We start from the raw sequence: 21,891 nt of genomic DNA, 5'->3' as shown, positions 1-21,891 counted from the left end.
AAGAATTTTGACTTTATGTCTACAGGACGGATGGCATAAAAGAAAATTGAATGTAGAGTCTTAGGAAAGGTTGGATTGCGAGGTAGGGGAGGAAGGAAGGGATTAACTGTAACTCAAAAATTAACTTTCAGATACGCTGAAAAATGAAGGCTTGATTTAGAGCCTCCCCCTCTCTTTATTTTCCTTTTCTTTTCTTATCTTGTTCTTTTATTTTAACGGTCGATTCCTTAACTTCCTCAACTGGTTTTTTTATTTTGTCGTTCGTTTCCTTATTTTTCTTATCGCGCTTTGCTGCCTTCTGTTTCTTTGTCGCCAAATTATGAACCTCCTAATTTCTCTTATTACAAACAAATAATTATAACACAGTCGTATAGCCAGACAGTATTATTGCCGGTGCTTGCAACAACTAATAAAATTTTAGTTAACCATGTAAATTCCATTCAATTTAAATTCCATTCAAATACCATAGTCACTGCGTGCAAATATAATGTTTAAACAAAAATAACGAGGATGAAATACACAATTGAATATTTTCGATAGATAGCTGGTTAATCTAATAGCACGAATTTATCTGCTCAAAAAGGTTAGTTTGGCTCAGCAATTTTTCTTATTACATCCATCATTTCATCAGGTCCAAAAGGTTTTACTATAAAACCCATAGCTCCTATTTTCATCGATTCCGTTATCAAGGCTGATTGTCCAAGAGAGGAACACATTATCATTTTTGCATCCGGGTCCATTAAAAGAAGTTTTTTCAATTCTTTTTCCTCATCTATGTCTGATGTAATTACGTCTATAGCCGGTGTAATTATGTCCATTAAAACAAAGTCAGGTTTTGTTTCCAGGTATTTTTGAACTGCTTCTTCCCCTTCAGCCATTTCAGCAACGACTTCATGTCCGTGCTTCATAAGAGTTTCCTTGATCACCATTCGCATAAATTCAGCATCATCTACGATCATAACTCTTGCCATTTACTTCCCCTTCTTTTACATTTTGTTAATTATTTTGAAACATATCTGTGCTTTTATATCCATGATATTCCCTCCAAGCTAAGACCCGGAATCGGGCCGGAATGGATGGATCTGCGGTCCAGAGCATAGTCTTTCCGTCACTCTGGCACCACAAATCACAATTGTGACTTATAATATACTACACTCATAATTAATACTAAAATCTACTTTTTTGGGCAAAATGTGCCTGAAAATAAGGTTATGAAGTTCATTTACTATAAAAATATTAATTCTAATAATAACTCTAATATCTGCTCGCAAATCCATATATGAGACATATTCAGTTTTTATTATAATTCATCATAATGGTCTAATCAGAGCTAAGCTGGCAAATTATTGTGTTTTTTAAATGGTTACTTTCGGTTGATCGGGAAAATGCTGCTTATGAAAATAAGCACCTCAATTCTGTAAAATAAGAACATTGTTTGTTAATTTATTACATAAAAGATCATTTGATCTTTTAAATCCGTAAAGAGCACAAATCAAGCAATTTTTGCCTCAATACTATAGCTTATCTGATTTTATATGTCTTTTTTATAGGTGAAACAGTATGGAAAAGAAAGTAATCTTAACTATTTTACTTATAGCGTCGATATCAGCATCTCTGTTAATATCCGGGTGCACATCAGATACAGCAGAAGAGGAAGAAACTAAGGTAGATCTTTCCGAAAATACGGAAGATATAAAATTGAACCTGAAGTCAGAACTCCCTGAAAATGTATCAGATACAGCAGAAAAAGAAGACTCTGAGTCGGATCTTTCTAAAAACGCAGCAGATACAACATTAGAAGAAGACCTGAAGTCAGAGCTTCCTGAAAACCAGAACTATACTATAGATATATCCGGCGGCACGAAAGGGAACACAACACTGACATATTCCGACCTGAAAGCGATGGATTTTGTAAAGAGGTCAAATGTGACATATTATGACAGTACGGGCAATAAAACAGCCAGCGATTTCATCGGCATAGAATGGAACAAAATCCTTGAAAAAGGAGAAGATCCAGCCGCAGAAGCTTATTTTAAAGTATACTCGCCTGACGGATATAACGTAGTATATACAAGGGACCAGGCAAATGATACGATCCTGGCTTTTATAGAGGACGGAAAAGCTTTAACTGCAGATCTCAAGGATAATCCGGTTCATCTCGTTTATGTAGATGGCATGCAATGCCATTGGGTGACCTTACCAGTAAAGATAGAGGTCTCCTCAACAAATCCTGATGAAAGCAGTGAAATGGATATGAGTGAAGAGAATGGTGAAAATTCCAGCGCCTGAATGATGTAAATCATTAGTTCATTGGATAGGATCCTATGGAAAAAAAGGTACTCATGGCTGCTCTGGTCATAATCGGCGTAGTCGTCCTGATAGCAGGATGTTATTCGATTTTGAATTCAAAAAATCGCTCAAATGAATATGTTTTTGTGGAGCATTATGTCGAAACCCAGGGCTTTTTGGCAGATGATCCTGAAGTCAACGCGTACGTGTACATGGGTTATCCTACGTACAATTCCACCACCAGCCAGAACCTCCTGAAAGCGACCTGGTTTCCACCTCTCAATAAGAGCCTTAGGGTCATGTTAGGTAATGGAAAAGGAATTGGAAAAGAGGGCTGCCACGGGGGAGAAATGTACCTTTACGGAGCATATGAACTACCGTACAAAAAAGACAATATAACCATAAAAAGAGTTGACAGGAAAGGTACAGTATACCTGGATTACAACGGTGAGTCTCTGGTTCTCAATCCTGGAGACATTTGGTATAACAATAGTTCAAGAATCGAGATCATCCATTTTACCAATAGCACAGTGGACGAGAATGTAAAAGTTAACATATCTGTCATGGACCGCATCAGGAATTTTGGCATATTTACCAAAGGGTTGGACTAATAAGAATGACAAAAAAAAAGTTTTCTAAGTGGACTTATTCAGGAATTGCAGCTATTATTTTTATGAGCGTTATTGTCTGTGGAATTTATGCATTCGGTCAAATTGGTGAGGAAAACAAATATACATTAAAAGCCAGCGTGACAAACGATTGTACAGGTACTCCATGGTTTGTCGGAAGCCAGCAGGGTTTTTTCGAGAAAGAGGGTCTTGATTATATTGACGTTGGTCAGACCATAGCTACCCAGAGGTCTTATGCTCTTGCATTAGGACAGATCGATGTCCTTGATGCTGACCCTTTAACGCTTGTCAATTTGCTCAAGTCGGGTGTAAAAGTAAAAGCTGTGGCTCAGAGTGGAATCTCTCCTGAGGATGGAAACAAAAACAAAGAATACCTGTACTGGGATGTACGCAGGGACAGCGATCTTACGTCATTTGAATCTATTAAAAATAGTAACCGAACCATAAAGATCGGAATTGGGGCTCTCGGGTGCAGTTCTGACCTGCAAACTAACGCACTTTTACGAAAATACGGGATACCCGTAAGCAAAGTAGAATATATTGTAATACCTGAACAGAACCAGCAGCAAGCCCTTAGAGAAGGCATTATAGATATCGCAGTACTGCAGACTGCGTATCACGGGTGTGCTCGACTTCGTTTAAATGCAAGGTCACTGGCAAGCAGCTCTGATGCTCTTGGTGAGGCAGGAGGAATGACCCTTCTTATATGCAGGGAGGATTTTATAGAGACGCATCCTGAAACAGTAGAGAAGTTCATTAAAGGATATAAAGAATCAGAGCGCTGGTGCAACGATAATCGTAAAGAAGCCGGAAATATCACTGCTGAAAGGCTTGGACTCTGTGAAGGGGGGGCTGTGTCTCATTATTATAGCGATAAAGGAGACATTAATGAGACTCAGTTGCAGATTTGGCTCGATGAAATTGAAATGCAGGGCCTCATTACTCCTAAAGAATACAGTGTATCGGACCTGTACACAGACCAGTTCAAAAATTCCTGGTAATTTTTCCGGTAAAAGCAAATTTTGCCTCAATTTTTCCGAAAAAATGCTGATCGAGACAATAAATGCTGATTTATCTATGTTCATATATTACCGACGCCAATCCCTGATTGTAATACATATCGGTAGATATGAAAATTTGGAGTAGATTCAGATATTCACTTTGCAACTAAATTTATCGATGGTCATGAATATCAATCGGTAATTTATTGCTGATTCGAATGAATTAGAATGGATTGGAAGTATAGACTCAACATTAGATGAAGTCTGGCACAGGTCACGTGGAGTAAAAAAGCTTGAGACTGCATTTGCCTGGGATATCTCAAGGCAAAAGACTGTCTTTTAGAAAAAGCTGAAGTTTAAATAGGCCTGTCTCACTCCTTTCTTTTCCTTCAAATTTCCGACACATCACAGCTTTTTGTTTCAGGTATTCAGGAGTCTTTGAATGAGTAAAGTAAATCTTAAAGAACCGAAGGTAGTTATACGTGAAGTCCGGCTTGGCTCAATTACCGGATTTGAAGGAACTGCTTGCAAACTGGTACAATGCTCCCGTTCAGGAAAACTGAAGGATAGTGTAAGAAGCTTTAGCCAATGCATGGGTTGCAGTTCTCTTAATGCTTTTTGCCAACTCTCAATGATAACTGACGCAGCAGTCATTAATCACGCACCTGTTGGCTGTTCCGGAGATTTTTTTACTTTTAATTTCGTTTACCGCGTTGGGCAGATGGAAAGAAATCTGCCGCCTGCAATGGGGAGATATTTTAATACAAATATTGAAGAAAAAGACACAATTTTTGGTGCAACACAAAAACTTGAGGAGACAATCCGGGAGGTTTTTTGCAGGATAAGAACAGAAGCGATTTTCATAACAACATCATGTGCTTCTGGAATAATAGGCGATGATGTTGAAGCAGTTGCAAACCATTTATCTCAGGAGCTTGGAATACCGGTAGTTGCATGCTTCTGCGAAGGGTTCAGGTCAAAGATATGGACAACCGGGTTTGATTCTGCTTATCATTCCATAGTCAGGAAAATAGTGAAACCCCCTCAGAAAAAAAGCAACAAAGTAAATATCATTAATTTCTGGGGCAGCCATGTTTTTGATGAACTGCTTGAAAAGCTGGGCTATGAAGCTGAATATATAGTTCCTTTTTCTACAGTTTCCCAGCTCGAGCGTATTTCGGAAGCAGCTGCTACTATTGAGGTCTGCCCAACCCTGGGAACATATCTTGGTGCTGCACTTGAACAGATTTACGGTGTGCCGGAAATAAAATCACCTCCTGCATATGGACTTGCAGGAACTGATAACTGGATGAGAGAACTTGGCAGAGTTCTGGACAGAGAAGCAGAAATTGAAAATATAATAAAACAGGAACATGAAAAAGTACTGCCGCAAATAGAAAAATATCGTTCAAAGCTAAAAGGTAAAACAGCTTATATTACTGCAGGGGCTGCTCACGGTCATGCATTGATTTCACTGCTTAAGGATCTGGGACTTGAAGTCCGGGGAGCGGCCATTTTTCATCATGACCCTGTCTATGACAATGGAGATGTTACTTCGGATGTTCTGGCCCATAGTGTTGATACATATGGAGATGTGGAAAATTATAGTGTATGCAGCAAGCAGGCATATGAACTGGTCAATATTCTGAACAGGGTAAAGCCGGATATTATGATTGCCAGACATGGAGGGATTACTTTATGGGGGGCAAAATTCGGGATTCCTACTCTGCTTGTGGGTGATGAGCAGTTCAGCTTTGGCTATCAGGGTATTCTGAACTACGCCGAAAGAATACTGGAAACTCTTGATAATAGAGAATTTGTTACGAATCTTGCGAAACACAGTACAATGCCATACACAAAATGGTGGCTTGAACAGGATCCATTTTCCTTCCTTGGAGTTAACGAACGTGTCGAGTTTTATTGAACAGCCGAGATATTCCTGTGCCCTTGGTGCACAGCAATCAGTAGTGGCAATAAAAAGAGCTGTACCCATCCTTCACGCAGGACCGGGGTGCAGCAGCAAGATTAACAGTCTCATTGGGCAAGGTGAAGGGTATGCAGGTGGGAATACAATACCGTGTACAAATGTCGGTGAATCTGAAATTGTCTACGGCGGAGAACACCGTTTAAAGGAAGTAATTGAAGGTTCCTTCAGAGTTATAGATGCTGATCTTTATGTTGTACTTACAGGCTGCACGTCAGATATAGTCGGAGATGATGTAGGCAGGGTTACAGCAGATTATCAGAATCTGGGCAGGCCAATTGTATTTACTGAAACCGGCGGCTTTAAAAGCAACAATTATGTTAGCCATGAAAAAGTTGTTAATGCAATTATTGACCAGTATGTCGATAAGTTCGGAAGCAAAAGAACTACTAAAAAAGGGCTTGTCAATGTCTTTTCAGTTATTCCGTATCAGGATCCTTACTGGAATGGTAACCTTCAGGAATTGAAGAGAATTCTGGAAGGGATAGGGCTTGAAGTCAATATCCTCTTCGGGCAGGATTCCGGGGGTATCGAAGAATGGAAAACGATACCTGAAGCAGAATTCAACCTGGTTATCAGCGCATGGGCAGGGCTTGGTATTGCTGAACATCTTAAAAATAAATACGGTACGCCATATCTGCATTTTCCTTACCTTCCTATAGGGGGCAATGAAACTTCAAAATTCCTGCGCCAGGTGGGTGAATGCATCCCTTGAAAGAACCTGGGTTGAGGGATTTATTGAAAAGGAAGAAGAAAAGTTCTACTCACATATTGAAAGAACTGCGAATTTCATGCTTGAATTCAGATATGGGATTCCCAGAAGATTCTATACTTTACTGGACGCGACCTATGCTATGGGCTTTTCAAAGTTTCTTTTGAATGAGCTGGGAATTCTACCGGCAAAGCAGTTTATCGTCGATAATACTCCGGAGGAGTTCCGCGGATCAATCAGAAAACATTTTGCTGAGATCTCCGAATTCAGGTCTGCAGAGGTTGAGTTTATTATTGACGGCGGAAAAATCCATGAGGAAATCAGAAAGGATGACCATAAAAACAGGGCATTGATTCTTGGCAGCGGCTGGGAAAGGGACATTGCAAAAGAAACAGGAGCTGATCTGCTTATTATCAGCGTGCCGGTATTTTACAGGCTTGTGCTTAATTGCGGATATGCAGGATATACAGGCGGACTCAGAGCAATAGAAGACATTTATGATAGAGTGCTTGATACTTACTGGTAAGCCGATTTCTAAGGAATGGGCTTAGGCTTATGCTTTACAGGTTTTGGATAGTTGTAAAACGAGGGAGTTGAAAACTAATCAAAAAGGATCATTAAGCATAAGCTTCAGATTGAAAGTTTTGTCGGATGTTGGGGGGATCAGTTAATATATACAGGGCTTCCAGATTAACGAAGTAACTGGTGAGCCGACCCATACGCCGGGATGTGACGATTCCATCGGTAGTGAACCTTTGCATATACCAGTGAACTGTTGGGGATGTCACCTCAAGCCTTCTGGCAATATCCCCCTGTGTGATTCCCGGGTTCGAGAGAACTGTTAAAAGAATTTGTTCAGCTGTCGGGTTCCAGAGATGTGCCAGAACACGCCTTTGAAGGATACCGTATCTTCCGTGGTTTTCATAATACCTTATGATACCATGATCCTTCATCACGACGATTTTATTTGACGATACAAGTAAGTCAATGTGGTATCGAAGTGTTTCCCGGTTCAGGTCAAGAGCCTTTCCAATCTTCCCCAGATCAATACCCGGGTTTGCCATGATGAGATCATACACTGCCTTTCGCTGCGGGTGATCGAGCACGTTCTTCGGATAGATCTTCCGGATGCCTGAGACCCTGCCATTCAGTCCGATCATTCCCTGAATACTAATTTTTTGCGCTTGCGGTTGGGAGGCATTACTGCATGGGCATGGAGAAGATTGACCTGAAGATGACCGTGGAAAGGATTCCTTTGTGGATCTGGTGTTTACCTGAGCCAGCATCGGGCAGTTAACTATACAATTCATCCCGGCTTCACAGCGTTCAGGACCGGTATGCATCGAAAACATAGACGAACCCGCTGGTACTGCAAGGACATAAAATGGTGATGCCGCAATTGTAAGAACAAGTACTATACCAGCACATGCAGTCTTCCTGATACAGGCCATAGGTTAGTACTCTGAAAATTAAGTATATATCAATTAGCTTATAGGCAATGACCTGCGAGGGAAAATTTTCTGAGCGCGAAATATGCAAATATTCTTTCAATGTAGAAATACTTCATCATTTCTCATTACCGGATTATCCATTAATAGATAGATTGGTGAGAACACGTTTAAACTGCAAAATTATTTCTCTTGTAACCGGAGTAAAGAACAATAATCTCCGGTGGAGATATAAAAATGCAGGAAATGGTTACTCAGGCAGCAACAACTGCCATGAACATGAACATGACCCATTATATGGAACTGCTCGCGACCAATCAGCCATGGAATTTGCTAATATTTATGGCAATTCCAGTGATCCTTGCCGAGACGCTGACGGCAACGGAATTCTTCGTGACTTTCGGACGTCTTCATGACGGCCCCCTCCGCCAGTTCAACAAAATCGTTGGCATTGCTTTAGGATTTTATTTCCTCGGCATCTTTACATACCTCATGACGACGGTTGTGCCGAATATCATATGGAGAGGTTACAGCGACATTCTTGCTGTAGGGTCCTATCTGAGTGGGGTAGTTTTTCTCTTCGGAATCGCACTCCTTGAACTGGGCGTGATCGCGAAGAATAAGGAACAGGATTCAAAGATGAAACTGCACTTCCTGTTACTTATCGGGTTCCTTGTAGTCGCCCATATCGCGATGATCTTTGGCATGCTCAATCCGTCGTTGCTCTGAGATTCCAGGGACAAAAACCGGTAAAAATGGAAAAGAGCAGCATTGAAGGGGTACTACAACGAATATTCTTGTCTCGAGGTATTCTACACGTTAGTAGTTTTTTCGAGGCAGGAGACGTAGAATGTAATTTCCATAAAATCTCATTATTTTGTGGATTATAAACAAGCAAAGAAAATTTATTCAGGCAGATTTTACTTCAAAAAATAGATTCAAGTATTAGCAAGTGTTATTATTAATTGTCTAACAAAAGAGATATAAAACAGAAGGAAAAGTGAATTAAAGCAGGTATAAACATGATAAGAGGGTTAAAGCATCGCACATCGGTCCATTCCCGGGTTTCACGTCCCACCGGATCATTATTCTCCTATTGTTGTTAATTAAGCTCATTAAACTTCACCTCCTTTTTTTTCTGATGATTTAATTGATGTCAATATGTTTTAATTGTTGTCGATATGTTTTTTAAGAAAAGGAGTGTTTTTCGACGGAAAAGCAAATAAAATTAGCTTGAATTTTTTGCTACTCGCATTGTGAATATAAATACTTATTTTCAACGATTTAAACAAAAATTTGGATTTTATAATAATTGTTTTTGAAACAAAATCAAATCTGGATTTTAAACACAGTACAAATTTGTTTAGATTGACTTTGCCTCAATTCACCTGAAAAACAAACGATTGAGACCATTATTGCTCAGAAATCTATTCTCATATATTACCGACACTTAATCCCTGATCAAAGACACGTCGGTAGTTGATATAATGAATAATATTGAAGCAATAAATGTTAAAAAAACATTCAAAATCCGGAATGCAAAAACATCCAATAAAGGAGATGCTTCCGCACCAAAGTTTTATGCGCTGGACGGTGTGAATCTTAACATTCAAGCTGGAGAGTTCTTTGTTATTCTCGGACCGAGCGGATGTGGGAAATCCACCTTTCTTGACCTTATCGGCGGGCTCACAGAACCTGATGAAGGGGAAATACTGATTGACGGTAAGCCGGTTGAAGGTCCTGGCCTTGACAGAGCTATTGTTTTTCAACAACCTGCACTCTTTCCCTGGAGAACCGCCCTGAATAATGTTTCTTTTCTGCTTGAGGCAAAAAAGGTCGAAAAAAACTCCAGGGAAGAAATAGCAAGAAAATACCTCTCTCTAGTCGGGTTAACAGGTTTTGAGGACAGATTTCCGTATGAACTGAGCGGAGGCATGAAACAGAGGGTCGCAATTGCCAGGGCTCTCGCCATAAATCCAGAAATACTTTTGATGGACGAGCCGTTCGCAGCCCTCGATGCCCAGACCAGGGAGGTCATGCAAATAGATCTTTTAAAGATAAGGGACCAGACTCAAAAGACCGTACTTTTCATAACTCACAGTATCGACGAAGCAGTATTTCTTGCTGACAGGGTTGCGGTCATGACTGCCAGGCCCGGGGTCATTAAAACTATTATTGATATTCCAATTCCTCGAAAAAGCCGGTTATCGAATGATGTAAGGATAACCCGTGAATTCATAGAGACCAGACATAAACTATGGGAGCTTTTAAAGGAAGAAGTGGTCAAGGCACAGAAATACAGCAAAAGCTCGATTGAGGACTGCACTCCTGCAGATTCAAGAAGCATTAAAAAAGCCCCTGTCCTGTCGATACCTTTAGACACAAGGTCAGAGTGATCCAATGGAAAGCAATGCCAGTTCAGAGACTACCCACAGATCTTCAGCCTTCGATATTGTCGACCTCTTTAAGTCATATTTTCAGCGATCGATAGCTATCATCATATTCCTGCTTATATGGGAAATAGCTCCCAGGATTGGATTGGTAAATATATTGTTTATATCTCCACCGTCAGTAATTTTCTCCTCAATGGTAGACCTGACGCTGTCAGGAGAGTTAATAACACATACATTATCCAGTTTGAGCAGGGTGTTTATAGGTTTCGGGTTAGCTCTCCTGGTAGCATTGCCGCTGGGATTTCTTCTTGGGGGATGGTTTAAGGAATTCGAAACATCGGTCAATCCGTTACTGCAGGTTCTTGGCCAGGCTAATCCATTTACACTGTTCCCGGTCTTTATGGCACTTCTGGGCATTGGCGAGATATCCAAAATAGCCATCATCTACTGGGTATGCCAGTGGCCAATACTTTTCAACACTGTTACCGGCATTAAGAATGTTGACCCGGTATTAATAAAAATGGCAAGGACAGCAGGGCTGAGTAAACTTGAAATGTTCTGGAAGGTACTGCTTCCGGCATCGTTGCCGACAGTTTTCACAGGCATACGTATGGGTGCCGGATTCGCATTTTTCATGCTCATTGGCTCGGAAATGATAGGGGCACATTCCGGGCTTGGATTCATGATAATCAAGGCACAGGGCACATTCCAGATCCCAAAGATGTATGCCGGCATTGTCACGGTCGCTCTGCTTGGTATCGTTATAAACTATGTTATGCTGGAGCTGGAAAAACGCTCAGTGAAGTGGAAGGAGTCTATTGTAATCTAATCTTGATGATAGTAGTGATCAATATCTTAAAAACTTCTGGAGATATACAATGGGTGATGTTAATCATAAAAAACCGAAAAATAAGCCGGTATTAGCGGCAGTTGCCGTCCTGGCAATAATCATTATTGTGGCTGCAGGTTTCATATTTTTAAATAGCGGAAATAAACAGGCGGACAATGAGGAATATAAGTTAAAGGCCAGTGTCAATAAGGATTGTACCATAACGCCGTGGGTCGTAGGTGTACAGAAAGGTTTCTTCAACGAATCCGGTGTGAAATTTGTTGACGTAGGTGAGATTGCATCTACCCAGAGAAACAATGCCTTCGTAAGCGGGCAGATAGATGTACTTGACGCCGACCCGCAGGATCTGATAAACCTGAGGCTTGCCGGAGTACCTGTGATTGCAGTTGCCCAGAGTGGGGATGAGCCGACTGATGGCAACCTGAGCAAGACCCACATGCACTGGCTGGTTATGGAAAACAGCAGTATCAAGAATATTTCGGACCTGACAGAGGAAAAACTGGGCCATAAGCCCAAGATAGCCGTAACGGCACTGGGTATTTGCGCTGATACACAGAACAATAAGTGGTTCAAGGACAATGGGCTCTCTAAAGATGACTTTGAATATGTCGTGATACCCGACCCGCAGCAGGAACAGGCATTGAGGCAGGGTCTGATTGATGTTGCGGTGCTGCATCCTCCGTTCTACTTTGCGGCGGAAAAACACGGTGGTGTCAGGGTTTTGACCACAAGTCAGGAAGCTTTCGGCAGCGCAGGAGGTAACACTCTGCTTTGCTTTACCGAAGATTTCATCAAGGAGCATCCGGACACGGTCAGAAAGTTCATTAAAGGTTATAAGACCACAGAAGTCTGGTCCAACGATAATCGCGATGAAGCTGCCATTATAACTGCAAAAGCGATAGGTCTGGACGAAGCAGCTGCACACTATTACAGCAGTAGCGGTGCTGTTAATGAAACACAGTTGCAGGTCTGGATAGACCAGCTTGTGGCCGACGGCACACTTCAGCCAGGACAGATCAATCCAGGTGACCTGTATACAAAAGAGTTCCAGGATTCCTGGTAAGAATCGTTTCAAATGATGGCTCTTCTCTTCCGGCCATCAATTATTTTTTTGATATTATGTTTGAAAAACAGATGAATGTTAAGGGCAGGAGCCTTTCATGGCTCATTGCCGGCCTGATAATCATAAATATCTTCTGGGGAGCTTCCGGTGTTGCTGTAAAGGGAGCATATGCTCAGCTGGACACCCTGGATATTGAACGCTCAGGTTCGTCCTGTCAACACCTATGATAATCGCAGTAACTTTATTATTGAAGGGTAAACAGGGGCTTTCTATTGATTTAAAAGATGTGCCATATATGGCATTTCTTGCTACGATAGGTATCTCAGCAGCACTTTTCCTTCAAGCGTGGTCGCTGGAACATACGACAGTCACCAATTTCACTATGATATCCAGTCTGTCCACTTTCGCAGTGATGTTACTATCCCTTATGATCATAGGAGAAAAGCTTTCAAAGGACAAAATAATCGGTGTTGCCATTGCATTTGCAGGACTGGCACTGATAACTACAAACGGCAGATTTGAGCTATCCGCGCAGTTGAAAGGTGATATTATTGCTCTGACATCGGCTTTTTTTTGGGCATTATACACCGTCATGGGTAAGAAGATCAGCGAAAAATATTCCGCCCTTACAGTGTTGAGCTATGTTTTTCTGTTTGCATCTATAGAGTTCCTGCCTTTCTATCTGATGTCTCCGCATACTTCCATGTTTGAATTTACACCGCTTACCTGGGAATCTCTGGGATTTCTGACAATATGCTGTTCCTTGATCGCCTTTCTGGTGTATAACTTCAGCCTGGATAAATTATCGGCTTCAACAGTAGCCATGACAATTTATATTACGCCACTTTCAGGTGTTTTTCTTGGGGCTGTACTGCTTGGAGAATCTTTTACAGCGTATACACTTGTAGGAAGTCTCCTGATAATCACCGGGTTATATAAAGCAGAAAGCAAGAGTATTTGCACATACAGGCGGTCAGTACCTCTCGATACTTAAGGTTTCTTTTTTTAGATTAATAGCCTTAGGATCTATGGTGAAATAACTTAGGCAATATTTAAGAATGTGTCAAATGACTTTCGCGAGCAAGAAGGCTGATTTAATTTCAACTAAATAATTCATTGCCTAAGTTATTTCGTTACAAATACTTAGGGATTTATGTGTTCCCACGTTTTTGTGGTGGAAAATGGAAATTGCACTTTATTTAAACCCTTTTTTATAATATCCAGATAATCTAGAATTTCTACAAAGCCTAAATTTCATAATTGAGCTGTTTTTGTAAAAAAGGCTTGAGCTAAAGCATTAAAAAACTGATTAAATGGAATTTGCCTCAATTAATCAAAAAGACAAATAATTGAGACCATAATTGCTGGCAAATCTATTTTCATATATTACCGGCGCCTATCCATGATTAGATGTACTCAGGCAATTGATAGTCTGGGTAGATTAGCTTGTGGCAGAAGGCACCCTGAAACCGGGACAGATCAAGCCGAGCTATATATGATAAAAAAATTTCAGGATGTCTGGTAAGAATCGTTTCAAATGATGGATTTCTCTTCTGGCCATCAAATTCTCTTCGGTGGATACGATTTCGTATCCTAGAGAATTTCCTGGATATAGGAGTACGGAAAGCACTTCAAGATGTTTTTGTCCTTGAAATCCTCCAGAAATTCTCTAAAAAATCCTCTGAATTACTTACAATATACCTTCTGAATGCTGAATCAAAAAAACTACAAATGAAGGAGATTATATGAATCTAAAACAAAAAATGTCCTTTGTATTAATCAGCATAATATTATTATCGGCAACTGCACTTGCAGCCCCCGCAAAAGATTACACAAAAGTAAATTCCATTGAAGCCCCTGTAGCCGCTTTTTCAGCATCTACTACATCAGGAGATGCTACACTGAAAGTTCAGTTTACTGACGAGAGTACAGGAATATCAACATCAACTTCATGGAAATGGAATTTCGGAGACGGAAAATCCTCAACAGATCAGAACCCTGAACATACATACAAGAAAGCTGGAAAATACACTGTTAGCCTGACGGTTAAGAATGCTGGAGGTACCGATAAAATAAGGAAACATAATTATATAACCGTTTACGCAGCATCGACTCCTGATAAGGAAGCTCCTGTAATTAACTCAGTCAGTTTAAGCAGTACTGCACCTGAAACTGGCGATTTAATCACTGTAACTGTTGATGTAACTGACAATGTTGGAATTAGTTCAGTTACAGCCTCTGGAATTTCCCTGGTGAATACAGGTGGAAATATCTGGGAAGGAAATATTGTTGCAGAGGAAGGAACTCATACAATTTCCGTTACTGCTTCGGACGCTGCAGGGAATACAGCAATCGATGAATCAGCAAGTTACACTGCTACAACTCCAGATACATCAACTGCAGCAGATCCAGTTTGCCATATGACAGTCAATAAAAGTACAGCAAAATACACAAGTGTGTATGATGGGACAACGTATTATTTCTGCTCTGCTTCCTGTATGGAGAAATTCGACGCAAATCCTGAGAATTACATAAATTCCTAAGGAATTGACGAGAATCCGGAAATCACATAAATTTCTGCGGTCCTGAAGGTGAAATAAAGGAGAAATAGTTTTTTCATATTCTATATTTGTACCAGAGGATAACTGAAAAAACTTAAGGCTCTTGGAGATCAAAGGTCTTTGAGAGCATGCCTTTTTTCCTTTGAAAATTTGGTGACCCATCAATAATAAGCCAATGTTTATCCAGAAAATCCACATACTTGCACTCTGCTTCTCTTTTTTTCTCACCGTGCAGGTTTTTCATCAATGGTTCAAAACAATAAATGAATGTTGAGATATTGGGAAGGATAGTCAATGGACTGCAGATCTCTTTGATTCCGGTTAGATTTTGAGTATATCTCGTAATTTTATATTAATGAATGTAACCAGAAGAGAACTTTAAGGTTTTATTTATGAAGATTCTAAAAATCATGGCAATCCTTCTTGCCGTTGTTGCTGTTGTCTCCGCAGCCGGTTGTTTCGAAAAGGCAGAGGTTGCAGGAAATGAAACCCAGAAGGCTTCAGAGCAAGTAACAACTGCGGCATTACCTACAACATCTGTAGCGAAATCTGCACCTTCAGTAACGCCTTTAGCAAAGGAGAATACGAATTTAACGTCATCAACTGTGCTAGACGTAGTTTGCAAAATGAAAATCGATAAAAGAACAGCAGAATTCACAAGTGAGTACAAAGGAACTACGTATTATTTCTGCGCTCTTTCCTGTAAGGAGGAATTCGATGCGAATCCGGAGAAATACATAAGTTCCGAGACAACAGAAGATGAAACTCCTGAAGCTTCAGAACAGGTAACATCAGTAGCTGCAAACAATGCGGATTCTACGCCATCAAGTGTAGTAGATGTAATTTGCGGGATGACAATCGATAAAGGAACAGCAGAATTCACAAGTGAGTACAAAGGAACTACGTATTATTTCTGCGCTCTTTCCTGTAAAGAAAAATTCGATGCGAATCCGGAGAAATACATAAGTTCCGAGACAACAGAAAATAATTCAGAGATCACCGAAAATAAAACTCAGGAAGCTTCTGAACAAGAAACATCATTAGCTACAAAAAGTACAAATTCTACATCATCAACTGTAGTAGATGTAGTTTACAAAATGAAAATCGATAAAAGAACAGCAGAATTCACAAGTGAGTATAAGGGAACAACGTACTATTTCTGTGCTCTTTCCTGTAAGAAGGAATTCGATGCAAATCCAGAGAAGTACTTAGGTTCCGAAAAAACAGAAAATAATTCCGTGACAACAGAAGATGAGACTCAGAAAAATTGCAAGACCACAGAAAATGAAACTGCAGAAACTTCAGAACAGGTAACGTCAGCAACAACTAATGATATGGATTCTACGTCATCAAGTGTAGTAGATGTAGTCTGCAAAATGAAAATCGATAAAAGAACAGCAAAATTCACAAGTGAGTATAAGGGAACAACGTACTATTTCTGTGCTCTTTCCTGTAAGAATGAATTCGATGCAAATCCTCAGAAATACATAGGTTCCGAGACTACAGAAAATGAGACTCAGGAAAATTCCGAGACAACAGAAAACAGTTCCAATACTACAGAAAATAAAACTCAGGAAGCTTCAGAACAAGCAACAGCAGTGGCTACAAACAGTACGGATTCTACGGCATCAACTGTAGCCACAGAAAATGAAACTGAGGAAGCTTCTGAACAAGTAACGCCAGAAACAACTAATAATACGGATTCTGCATCATCAAGTGTAGTAGATGTAATTTGCGGGATGACAATCGATAAAAGAACAGCAGAATTCAAGAGTGAGTATAAAGGAACAACGTATTATTTCTGCGCTCTTTCCTGTAAGGAGAAATTCAACGCGAATCCAGAAAAGTACATAAGTTCCGAGACCACAGAATGAAACTTAGGAAAGGGTAGTGGGTGTGAGTTATTGAAAAAAAATAAGCAGAAGAGTCTCTCTGCATTTCCCTACATGTAAGGGGATATATTTGCTTTTTCGGAATTGCTCAATAACTCACGACACGACCGAGAAAAGATAATTACTAACACTACCAGAATACCTGAAGATGGTCGATAACGCCCAATTGTCCTACAATGATCCATTTATATTCTTCGCGTTGTTCCAGATTTAACCTCATAGCTTCAAGTTCTCTTTTTTTATTTATCGCAGTGCTGGCACTGATATTATTTTCCCTAATCTCCCGGTTTAAGATCTCGGCAGCGTAATTATATTTTTCAACAGTACTGCGGTATCTCAGGTATTGTCCTTCCTTAAGCTTATAATAAGAGTAATCGAGACTTTCCACCTGGTCGACTCGTATCTCCCCAAGTTCCTCACCTTCTCTGGCATAGACTATCATATCATAGGGTTTATTTCCCATCTCTTTTTCTTCAACTGTGATGCCTGTAGAATCCACATAAACTATCCCCCGATCAGTCGTGTTAAAGGCATTGAAAGCATGCCCTCTGCAAGCATCATAGCTGGAGTATGCAGGCAGATAATGGGAACCATTGTTTAATATTTCCGATCTGTTCTCTTCATAAGCTGTTTTGAACTTTACCCCGACAATACCACACCTTATGCCGCGTTTTTCAGCGCTGTCATGGAGACGTGAAGCAAAATCCCCGCATGTATAAACAGGGTACACATAGTCCTTATCCTCTGTAGCGTCTTCCGACAGAAACATGATAAGCGTATTAAAGTCAGGGTCTGCAGCATCCCTGTACTCACTAATAGTAATCTCCTGTCCTGCCATATTCAATATAGGCAGGCTTTTAGATGTTCCATCTGAGTGCAGGAATGCATATCCCACTCCTATTCCGAAAATCAAAATACATGCCGTTATGAAAGCGATAATCCGGATTTTAAGGCTTGTTGCCATAGAAAACAATATTTTCTCCCCGGGCTGCCCGGTAAAACTCTTTTTCCGGCGTATTGTTATTGCAGTATATATAAGTGCAGATTAAGGTAAAATAATCCTCAATAAAAGTTTTATTATAAAGGTTAGTTAAGGAATTGAGACTTATGTTTTACAGTGTTGGAAATCAGTATTATTCAAGCAATTATTGCCTGTTTTTTTGAATTATCTGAATAATATGGTCGTTTTTGCTCATTTCCGACCATATTTAACAATTCACGCTTTACAATATCTGGTAAAAGCGTATCGATCCTTACCAGTAAGAACAGCTGCCCTGTATCCATAATATTCATGAGCTTCCCGAATCCAAGAAGTCCTGTAATGCTCTGTCCTTGCCTGATGGGTCGATAGCATATCTTGATTAACCGGGTGATAATATGACCAAGACCAGAAATATTGCCATTTATGGGAAAGGCGGTATTGGTAAATCGACCACAGCATCAAATATCAGTGCTGCCCTTTCCGAACAGGGATATCATGTCATGCAGATCGGGTGTGACCCGAAAAGCGATTCCACGAATACTCTGCGCGGAGGAACGTTTATCCCAACAATACTCGACACACTGCGCACAAACCGGAAAGTGGAAATTGATGAGATAGTTCACAACGGATTTAATGATATACTCTGTGTTGAGGCAGGAGGTCCTGAGCCCGGAGTGGGGTGCGCGGGAAGAGGTATCATCACTGCTATTGAACTGCTCGCATCCCGGAACGTCTTTGAGGACTATAAACCAGATGTTGTAATCTATGACGTACTGGGGGACGTGGTCTGTGGGGGTTTCGCTATGCCTATCCGTGAAGGGATTGCTGAGCAGGTGTATACTGTTTCATCGTCTGATTTTATGGCCATCTATGCTGCTAATAATCTTTTCAAGGGAATCAAGAAGTACGCAGCGAGCGGTGGTGCCTTATTTAGCGGAATAATCGCCAATTCGATCAATCAAACTATCCAGAAAGACATTGTGAAAGACTTCAGCAATAATACCGGGACAACAATAGCACAGTTCGTTCCCAGATCACTATCTGTTACCAGAGCCGAGCTGTTGGGAAAGACCGTCATAGAGGCTGATCCGGATTCGGAACAGGCTACTGTGTATCGAAAACTGGCAAAAACCATTATCAAAAACAGGAAAAAGTACGTGCCTTCACCTCTGGAGCCTGAACAATTAAAGGAATGGGCTGAAAGGTGGTCTGACAGTTTGCTGGGACAGAAAGATGAGATCTCTCCGGGCTGCAGGCTCAACTATCTGGCACAGGAAGCGGAGATCTCCAGCGGGAATTAAGGAGAAAAATAAATGATCAGAAGTAAATCAGAACTCGTTGTTCCAATTCGCGAAGAGCGTCTCGGTACAGTATGCGCATTTGGAGGGAGCGGAAAAGATCTGGTGCAGTGCTCGAGAAAAGGCTGCCTGAAGAATAGAGACAGGAGCTTTTCACAGTCATCAGCTTGCGATGAAATGATGCCTCTTTTAAATGCGGCTATGATCAATGATAATGTTGTCATAGCACACTCTCCGGTAGGCTGCTCATCCATGATACCTGGAGTGCTGCTCATCCATAAAACGGAAAGAGCAATTCGAGGGCAGTCATCAGATACTGTCAAAACCATATCAACTAATTTTGGGGAACATGAAGTTGTTTATGGCGGAGTAGACGAGCTCGAGAAAGCTATCCTGGAAGCCGAAAACAGATATCATCCGAAACTCATCACAGTGATATCGTCCTGCGCTGCCGGGATAATAGGTGACGATATCGAAGCTGTCATTAATAGAGTACAGCCACAGGTTAAAGGAATAATCATACCGATGCAGTGCGAAGGGTTCAGATCCGGAGCTGTTGCCACAGGATATGATACTTTCCTTGTAGCACTTATGCGAGCCATAGAGCCTCCAAAGGAAAAGAAAAAAGACACTTTGCTTGTAGTTAATCCTCTTACGATATCCCATGTTAATGAACTTGAAATCGAACGCCTCCTGGCTAAAGCCGGAATAAAAGTTCAGTATTTCCCCTTATTTACAGACGTGGCTAATATTAAAAGCGCGTCCGAAGTTACAGGTGCGAGTACCCTCTGTAACCTGATGAGCAATCTTTTCCTGATAAACATGGAGAAGAAATATGGTATACCTTATGTTGAGCCCCCAATGCCTGTTGGAATTGAGTTTACTAACTGGTGGCTGCGGGAAACTTCAAAACTGTTCGGCAAAGAAAAAGAGATCGAAAAGGTGATCGAGGAAGAAGAAGCCAGAACTGCACCGATACTCAGGGAAATAAGGTCAAAACTTGAAGACAAAAGAGCTTTTGTCGGCTTTAATTTAGCCCGGACTCTGGCTATCCAGAGCCTGATAGAGGAGTTTGGAATGGAGACTGCTGTCAGTACAGGTCTGGAATACAGCGATGTATATGGTCTCGAACCCCTCGAAAACCTCAACCGCCGCAGCAAAAAAGAATTCACTTTACAGATAGGCAATTTTCAGCATTTTGAGTGGGTTAACCTTTTGGCAAAAGAAAAACCTGATGTTCTGGTGGGCGGTATCGAGTACTGCAGTACTGGTATCAGGCAGGGAATTCCGGTTGCGCCGGTGCTTCCGGGTACCCTCTACGTCGGGTATGAAGGCGCGATAAGCTTTGGCAAGGAACTTGTAAGATCTTTAAGAAATCCGGCTTATGCTAGAAAGATTTCGGCAAGAGTGAATCTACCATACCGCGAGAGCTGGTATTCGCAAAGCCCCTTTAAATATATAGGTGGTAACAAATGAGCTACATAGATGCACCAAGGACGACCTGTGCTCTTGGCGGGGCTCTGGATCTGGTGAATTCCCTGGATAGGGCAGCCCCAATTATACATGCTGGCCCAGGATGTGGAATGGCACTATTTACCGGCAATCTGGGACATGGTTATCAGTATGAGGGTTATGCGTGCGGCTACGCAACGCCTTCTACAAATACACTTGAAAAGCAGGTGGTTTTCGGAGGGGAAGACCGCTTACGTGAACAGATTAAAACCACACTGGAGATCATCGATGCTGATATCTATTTCGTAATATCAGGATGTACGGTCGGACTTATAGGCGACGACATAAGGGCAGTCGTTAATGAGTTTTCAGGCAGCGATAAGCCTGTGATATTCGCAGAAACTTCAGGGTTTAAAGGTGATACATATAGGGGATACGATATCGCTTATAAATCGATGATTGACCAGCTTACGGTCCGATCGAAAAAAAGAACAAAGGGAGTTGTTAATCTCCTGGGCATTGTGCCTCTAATGGATGCTTTCTGGCAGGGCAATATTAACGAGATAGTTCGTCTGCTGCAAAAAATCGGTCTTAAAGTAAATTTATCCGGAAATGGTGACACTGTAGATAAAATAAAGAATGCTTCAAAGGTGGAGCTGAACATTGTGTTGTCTCCAAACACCGGCATCGCCGTGGCTGATCACTTTAAGCAGAAGTTCGGTGTGCCTTACCTTGTATATCCACTACCTATCGGTTCCGAGACCAGCAATTTTCTGAGAGAAGTAGCAAGAGCATTGCATCTGGATCTTGAAAAGGTGGAAAAGGTCATTGAAGAGGAGGAAAATACATTCTGGAAGTACCTCCTTAAGTTCACAGAGGCGCATGTCTTCGCATTATCCAACAAGGAATTTGCGGTAATAGCAGACTCCGGATATGCCGTGGGGATAACAAAGTTTCTTGCAAATGACCTTAGCCTGACTCCTGGATTAATAGCCGTCACAGACCAGCCAGAGGAGAATCTAAGAGAGTCGATAAGAGAGAACATTTCAAAGCTTGATTATGACCTGGATCCGACTGTATTGTTCGAGTCTGACAATTACAAAATCTGGGAGAATATCAAGGAAAATAAACCCAATGTGGTTTTCGGGAGCACAAACGATAAGATAGAAGGTAAAAAATACGGAATATCGACGTTCCCGCTTACATTCCCGCTATATGACCAGGTAGTACTTTCAAAAGGCTATTCCGGATATAGAGGTGCAGTCACTCTGGCAGAAGAACTGAGCACGATGCTTATTTCTGGCACGTGACCATAATTTTTTTGTTTTTAATTATTA

The 21,891-nt window shown here is 41.1% G+C and carries 21 protein-coding genes and 1 pseudogene; 17 read left to right on the top strand and 5 right to left on the bottom strand.

Annotation, left to right across the window (positions count from 1 at the left end):
• Positions 1-175 precede the first annotated feature (175 nt).
• Together RSJ42_RS06590 and RSJ42_RS06585 are read right to left on the bottom strand one after the other, a co-directional pair.
• Positions 176-316 (bottom strand): hypothetical protein, encoded by a 141-nt coding sequence (locus RSJ42_RS06590; protein WP_155400544.1) that lies wholly within the window; start codon positions 314-316, stop codon positions 176-178.
• 268 nt (positions 317-584) lie between these two features.
• Positions 585-971 carry a response regulator gene (locus tag RSJ42_RS06585; RefSeq protein ID WP_048048046.1) on the bottom strand — a complete coding sequence of 129 codons (387 nt, stop codon included), beginning with the start codon at positions 969-971 and terminating at the stop codon, positions 585-587.
• Positions 972-1,560: 589 nt separating this feature from the next.
• On the opposite strand from RSJ42_RS06585, the gene RSJ42_RS06580 reads away from it, so the two are divergent.
• From RSJ42_RS06580 to RSJ42_RS06555, 6 genes are all read left to right on the top strand, one after another.
• Positions 1,561-2,289 (top strand): hypothetical protein, encoded by a 729-nt coding sequence (locus tag RSJ42_RS06580; protein WP_048048047.1) that lies wholly within the window; start codon positions 1,561-1,563, stop codon positions 2,287-2,289.
• 53 nt (positions 2,290-2,342) lie between these two features.
• Positions 2,343-2,900 (top strand): hypothetical protein, encoded by a 558-nt coding sequence (locus RSJ42_RS06575; protein ID WP_259637132.1) that lies wholly within the window; start codon positions 2,343-2,345, stop codon positions 2,898-2,900.
• A 5-nt stretch (positions 2,901-2,905) separates the two neighbouring features.
• The gene (locus RSJ42_RS06570; RefSeq protein ID WP_048048049.1) at positions 2,906-3,919 is read left to right on the top strand and encodes an ABC transporter substrate-binding protein; all 1,014 of its coding nucleotides are present in this window, start codon (positions 2,906-2,908) and stop codon (positions 3,917-3,919) included.
• A gap of 442 nt (positions 3,920-4,361) precedes the next feature.
• Positions 4,362-5,843, top strand: a complete 1,482-nt coding sequence (locus tag RSJ42_RS06565; RefSeq protein ID WP_048048050.1) for a nitrogenase component 1 — start codon at positions 4,362-4,364, stop codon at positions 5,841-5,843.
• Entirely contained in the window at positions 5,827-6,618 is a 792-nt protein-coding gene (locus RSJ42_RS06560; RefSeq protein ID WP_200895582.1) for a nitrogenase component 1, read from the top strand. The genes RSJ42_RS06565 and RSJ42_RS06560 overlap by 17 nt, the downstream gene beginning before the upstream one ends.
• Positions 6,572-7,141 carry a nitrogenase component 1 gene (locus RSJ42_RS06555; protein WP_200895583.1) on the top strand — a complete coding sequence of 190 codons (570 nt, stop codon included), beginning with the start codon at positions 6,572-6,574 and terminating at the stop codon, positions 7,139-7,141. Before RSJ42_RS06560 ends, RSJ42_RS06555 begins: the two co-directional genes overlap by 47 nt.
• 91 nt (positions 7,142-7,232) lie before the next feature.
• Here the strand turns inward: RSJ42_RS06555 and RSJ42_RS06550 are convergent, their stop codons facing one another.
• Positions 7,233-8,066, bottom strand: coding sequence for a winged helix-turn-helix transcriptional regulator (locus RSJ42_RS06550; RefSeq protein WP_048048051.1), 834 nt, complete (start codon positions 8,064-8,066; stop codon positions 7,233-7,235).
• A 234-nt stretch (positions 8,067-8,300) separates the two neighbouring features.
• On the opposite strand from RSJ42_RS06550, the gene RSJ42_RS06545 reads away from it, so the two are divergent.
• From RSJ42_RS06545 to RSJ42_RS06510, 8 genes are all read left to right on the top strand, one after another.
• Entirely contained in the window at positions 8,301-8,792 is a 492-nt protein-coding gene (locus tag RSJ42_RS06545) for a DUF6803 family protein (RefSeq protein WP_200895584.1), read from the top strand.
• 758 nt (positions 8,793-9,550) lie between these two features.
• A complete protein-coding gene (locus tag RSJ42_RS06540) occupies positions 9,551-10,459 on the top strand; it encodes an ABC transporter ATP-binding protein (RefSeq protein ID WP_048048052.1) in 909 nt (302 codons plus the stop codon).
• A gap of 4 nt (positions 10,460-10,463) precedes the next feature.
• Positions 10,464-11,285: an ABC transporter permease gene (locus RSJ42_RS06535; RefSeq protein WP_080932902.1), complete on the top strand. Its 822-nt coding sequence runs from the start codon at positions 10,464-10,466 to the stop codon at positions 11,283-11,285.
• 49 nt (positions 11,286-11,334) lie between these two features.
• Positions 11,335-12,369, top strand: coding sequence for an ABC transporter substrate-binding protein (locus tag RSJ42_RS06530; protein ID WP_048048072.1), 1,035 nt, complete (start codon positions 11,335-11,337; stop codon positions 12,367-12,369).
• Positions 12,370-12,425: 56 nt separating this feature from the next.
• Positions 12,426-12,596, top strand: a complete 171-nt coding sequence (locus RSJ42_RS06525; RefSeq protein ID WP_155400543.1) for a hypothetical protein — start codon at positions 12,426-12,428, stop codon at positions 12,594-12,596.
• Complete coding sequence (locus RSJ42_RS06520; protein ID WP_080932901.1) at positions 12,593-13,363, top strand: DMT family transporter; 771 nt, start codon at positions 12,593-12,595, stop codon at positions 13,361-13,363. Before RSJ42_RS06525 ends, RSJ42_RS06520 begins: the two co-directional genes overlap by 4 nt.
• Positions 13,364-14,114: 751 nt before the next feature.
• On the top strand, positions 14,115-14,912 hold the full coding sequence (locus RSJ42_RS06515; RefSeq protein WP_080932900.1) for a PKD domain-containing protein: 798 nt from the start codon (positions 14,115-14,117) through the stop codon (positions 14,910-14,912).
• 410 nt (positions 14,913-15,322) lie between these two features.
• Positions 15,323-16,804, top strand: a complete 1,482-nt coding sequence (locus tag RSJ42_RS06510; protein ID WP_048048056.1) for a YHS domain-containing protein — start codon at positions 15,323-15,325, stop codon at positions 16,802-16,804.
• A gap of 148 nt (positions 16,805-16,952) precedes the next feature.
• On the opposite strand, the gene RSJ42_RS06505 is transcribed toward RSJ42_RS06510, so the two are convergent.
• Together RSJ42_RS06505 and RSJ42_RS06500 are read right to left on the bottom strand one after the other, a co-directional pair.
• Positions 16,953-17,795, bottom strand: coding sequence for a hypothetical protein (locus RSJ42_RS06505; RefSeq protein ID WP_155400542.1), 843 nt, complete (start codon positions 17,793-17,795; stop codon positions 16,953-16,955).
• Between the two features lie 164 nt (positions 17,796-17,959).
• The gene (locus RSJ42_RS06500) at positions 17,960-18,115 is read right to left on the bottom strand and encodes a hypothetical protein (protein ID WP_155400541.1); all 156 of its coding nucleotides are present in this window, start codon (positions 18,113-18,115) and stop codon (positions 17,960-17,962) included.
• Between the two features lie 84 nt (positions 18,116-18,199).
• Between RSJ42_RS06500 and nifH the strand changes: the two are divergent.
• The 3 genes and pseudogenes from nifH to RSJ42_RS06485 form a co-directional block, all read left to right on the top strand.
• Positions 18,200-19,012, top strand: a pseudogene (gene nifH, locus RSJ42_RS06495) (nitrogenase iron protein); the annotation flags it as partial.
• Positions 19,013-19,117: 105 nt separating this feature from the next.
• Complete coding sequence (locus RSJ42_RS06490; RefSeq protein WP_048048059.1) at positions 19,118-20,578, top strand: nitrogenase component 1; 1,461 nt, start codon at positions 19,118-19,120, stop codon at positions 20,576-20,578.
• On the top strand, positions 20,575-21,864 hold the full coding sequence (locus RSJ42_RS06485; RefSeq protein ID WP_048048060.1) for a nitrogenase component 1: 1,290 nt from the start codon (positions 20,575-20,577) through the stop codon (positions 21,862-21,864). Before RSJ42_RS06490 ends, RSJ42_RS06485 begins: the two co-directional genes overlap by 4 nt.
• Positions 21,865-21,891 lie beyond the last annotated feature (27 nt).

The organism is Methanosarcina hadiensis (genome assembly GCF_046529725.1).
GTDB lineage: Archaea > Halobacteriota > Methanosarcinia > Methanosarcinales > Methanosarcinaceae > Methanosarcina > Methanosarcina hadiensis.
This window is presented reverse-complemented; position numbering and strand designations above follow the sequence as displayed.

Coding starts and splice junctions, on each gene's coding strand:
- RSJ42_RS06585 (WP_048048046.1), bottom strand. CDS start 971: ATGGCAAGAGTTATGATCGTAGATGATGCTGAATTTATGCGAATGGTG.
- RSJ42_RS06580 (WP_048048047.1), top strand. CDS start 1,561: ATGGAAAAGAAAGTAATCTTAACTATTTTACTTATAGCGTCGATATCA.
- RSJ42_RS06575 (WP_259637132.1), top strand. CDS start 2,343: ATGGCTGCTCTGGTCATAATCGGCGTAGTCGTCCTGATAGCAGGATGT.
- RSJ42_RS06570 (WP_048048049.1), top strand. CDS start 2,906: ATGACAAAAAAAAAGTTTTCTAAGTGGACTTATTCAGGAATTGCAGCT.
- RSJ42_RS06565 (WP_048048050.1), top strand. CDS start 4,362: ATGAGTAAAGTAAATCTTAAAGAACCGAAGGTAGTTATACGTGAAGTC.
- RSJ42_RS06555 (WP_200895583.1), top strand. CDS start 6,572: ATGAAACTTCAAAATTCCTGCGCCAGGTGGGTGAATGCATCCCTTGAA.
- RSJ42_RS06550 (WP_048048051.1), bottom strand. CDS start 8,066: ATGGCCTGTATCAGGAAGACTGCATGTGCTGGTATAGTACTTGTTCTT.
- RSJ42_RS06545 (WP_200895584.1), top strand. CDS start 8,301: ATGCAGGAAATGGTTACTCAGGCAGCAACAACTGCCATGAACATGAAC.
- RSJ42_RS06540 (WP_048048052.1), top strand. CDS start 9,551: ATGAATAATATTGAAGCAATAAATGTTAAAAAAACATTCAAAATCCGG.
- RSJ42_RS06535 (WP_080932902.1), top strand. CDS start 10,464: ATGGAAAGCAATGCCAGTTCAGAGACTACCCACAGATCTTCAGCCTTC.
- RSJ42_RS06530 (WP_048048072.1), top strand. CDS start 11,335: ATGGGTGATGTTAATCATAAAAAACCGAAAAATAAGCCGGTATTAGCG.
- RSJ42_RS06525 (WP_155400543.1), top strand. CDS start 12,426: ATGTTTGAAAAACAGATGAATGTTAAGGGCAGGAGCCTTTCATGGCTC.
- RSJ42_RS06520 (WP_080932901.1), top strand. CDS start 12,593: ATGATAATCGCAGTAACTTTATTATTGAAGGGTAAACAGGGGCTTTCT.
- RSJ42_RS06515 (WP_080932900.1), top strand. CDS start 14,115: ATGAATCTAAAACAAAAAATGTCCTTTGTATTAATCAGCATAATATTA.
- RSJ42_RS06510 (WP_048048056.1), top strand. CDS start 15,323: ATGAAGATTCTAAAAATCATGGCAATCCTTCTTGCCGTTGTTGCTGTT.
- RSJ42_RS06500 (WP_155400541.1), bottom strand. CDS start 18,115: ATGAATATTATGGATACAGGGCAGCTGTTCTTACTGGTAAGGATCGAT.
- RSJ42_RS06490 (WP_048048059.1), top strand. CDS start 19,118: ATGATCAGAAGTAAATCAGAACTCGTTGTTCCAATTCGCGAAGAGCGT.
- RSJ42_RS06485 (WP_048048060.1), top strand. CDS start 20,575: ATGAGCTACATAGATGCACCAAGGACGACCTGTGCTCTTGGCGGGGCT.